At 69.1% G+C, this 2,033-nt stretch carries 3 protein-coding genes; all 3 read right to left on the bottom strand.

What is annotated here, in order from left to right:
* Positions 1-155, bottom strand: a 155-nt coding sequence (locus N878_RS26985; protein WP_021445137.1) for a glycerate kinase, incomplete at its 3' end; no start/stop codon positions are given.
* 55 nt (positions 156-210) lie between these two features.
* On the bottom strand, positions 211-1,578 hold the full coding sequence (locus N878_RS18855) for a GntP family permease (protein WP_021445136.1): 1,368 nt from the start codon (positions 1,576-1,578) through the stop codon (positions 211-213).
* 209 nt (positions 1,579-1,787) lie between these two features.
* Positions 1,788-2,033, bottom strand: a 246-nt coding sequence (locus N878_RS18850) for a CdaR family transcriptional regulator (protein WP_021445135.1), incomplete at its 5' end; no start/stop codon positions are given.

Here is a 2,033-nt window from a genome sequence, read left to right as displayed (position 1 = left end):
AGCGCGTCCACCGTGCCCTCGCCGCCGTCGGCCATCGGCCGCAACAGGCATTCGGCGTCGGGGAACACCTGCTGCCAGCCGCGGGCGATGGCGACGGCCACTTCGGGTGCGCTGAGGCTCTCCTTGAAGGAGTCCGGGGCGATGACGATTTTCATGATGGCTAACCTCGACGGAGGCGGACGGCCGCCGGCCGTCCGCCGATAGAGCGGATTACAGCAGAACCAGGCTCAGCAGCCAGACGGTGAGCATGCCGGCCAGCCCCTGGATCAGGGTGGCCAGGGTCTGCGCACGGTAGGCGGTGGCCACCTTCATGCGGCTGAACTGGGTCACCACCCAGAAGAAGCTGTCGTTGGCGTGGGACACGGTCATGGCGCCGGCGCCGATGGCCATCACGGTCAGCACCCGGCCCATCTCGCTGTCCAGGCCGAGGTTGGCCAGCAGCGGCGCGACCATCGCCGAGGTGGTGACCAGCGCCACGGTGGACGAGCCCTGCGCGGTCTTCAGCGCCGCCGCCACCAGGAACGGCATGAACAGGCCAATGCCCAGGGCCGACAGGCTGTCGCCCAGGTAGCCGGTCAGCGCGGTGGCCTTGAGCATGGCGCCGAAGGCGCCGCCGGCACCAGTGATCAGCAGGATCGGCGCGGCGGCCTTGAGGCCGTCGGCCACCTGGTCGTGGAACTGCTGACGCTTGTCCTCGCCCTTGAGCAGGGTGCAGGCCAGCGCCAGGCCCACCAGCAACGCCGCCACCGGCTGGCCGAGGAAGCTCAGCAGGTCGAACAGCACCCCCTCGCCGAGCGGCTTGCTGGGGAAGGCGGCGAGCGAGCCGAGGCAGATCAGTGCGATCGGCACGAAGATCGGCGAGAACGCCTGCCAGGCGCTGGGCAGCTTGCCGTAGCGGGCCTTGAGCGCTTCGAAGTCGACGTCGTCGGCGAGCAGCTCGCTGGGCGCTTCCTCCAGCAGCTGATGGTCGTCCTGCTTGAGGTAGCGATTGGCCCAGAGCATACCGGCGCAGGCGGTGACCGCGGCGACCAGCAGGCCGACCAGGATCACCAGGCCGAGCGAGGCCTCCAGGCCCAGGTTGCCGGCCGCAGCGATCGGCCCCGGGGTCGGCGGGACGAAGGTGTGGGTGGCGTACAGACCGGTGGCCAGGGCCACGCTCATGGCCACCACGGAGACCTTCATGCGCGCTGCCAGGGCGTTCTTCAGCGAGTTGAGGATGACGTAGCCGGAGTCGCAGAACACCGGGATCGACACCAGGTAGCCGATGATCGACAGGGTCAGGGTGGGAAAGCGCTGACCGAGCAGGCGGATCACCGTCTCGGCCATGGTGATGGCCGCGCCGCTGCGCTCGAGGATCACCCCGATGACGGTACCGAGCACGATGACGATGCCGATGTAGCCGAGAATGCCGCCGAAGCCGGCGGCGATGGTCTTGAGAATTTCGCCGGCGGGCACCTGATAGGCGAAACCGGCGATCAGCGCGGCGGCCAGCAGGGCGAGAAAGGGATGCAGTTTCAAACGGGTGGTGGACAGCACGATGAACGCGATCAGTGCCACCAGGATCAGGACCAGGCCCATGACCAGTCTCCTCATTGTTGTTATGGCGGGCGCGAGGCCCGGACGGGAATGCCGACAGGCGCGCCATTGTGGCTCAGCCCGCCCCGCCCAGACCCTGTGCGCAAGCACCAAAAGCCCGACCAGCAAACACCCCGACCTGTGCAGGCGCACAAGAGCGGTTCCCTGACTACCTCGCCCAGCAGCCTAGCAGCGGCGCCGGCACGGCGCTGTCAGCCCTCGCCCGGCTCCAGCAGCCCGAGGCCGAGCGACAGTTGCAGGCGCTGGTCGAAGCGGTTGAGGTCCAGTCCGCTGAGCTCGCCGATGCGCTCCAGGCGATAGCGCAGGGTGTTGCGGTGAATGCCCAGGGCCTGGGCGCAGGTCTGCACCTGGCCGTCGTGGGCGCACCAGGCCTCCAGGGTGGCGCGCAGCGTGCCCTGGGCGTCCTGCGCCAGCACCCGGCGCAGCGGCGCCAGCCA

Source organism: Pseudomonas sp. EGD-AK9 (assembly GCF_000465935.2).
Lineage (GTDB): Bacteria > Pseudomonadota > Gammaproteobacteria > Pseudomonadales > Pseudomonadaceae > Aquipseudomonas.
Note: the sequence above shows the minus strand (reverse complement) of the source record. Positions and strands in the feature narration are given on the sequence as shown.

What these genes read in the sequence shown, in the direction of transcription:
- N878_RS18855 (WP_021445136.1), bottom strand. Translation starts at nt 1,578, where the DNA reads ATGGGCCTGGTCCTGATCCTGGTGGCACTGATCGCGTTCATCGTGCTG.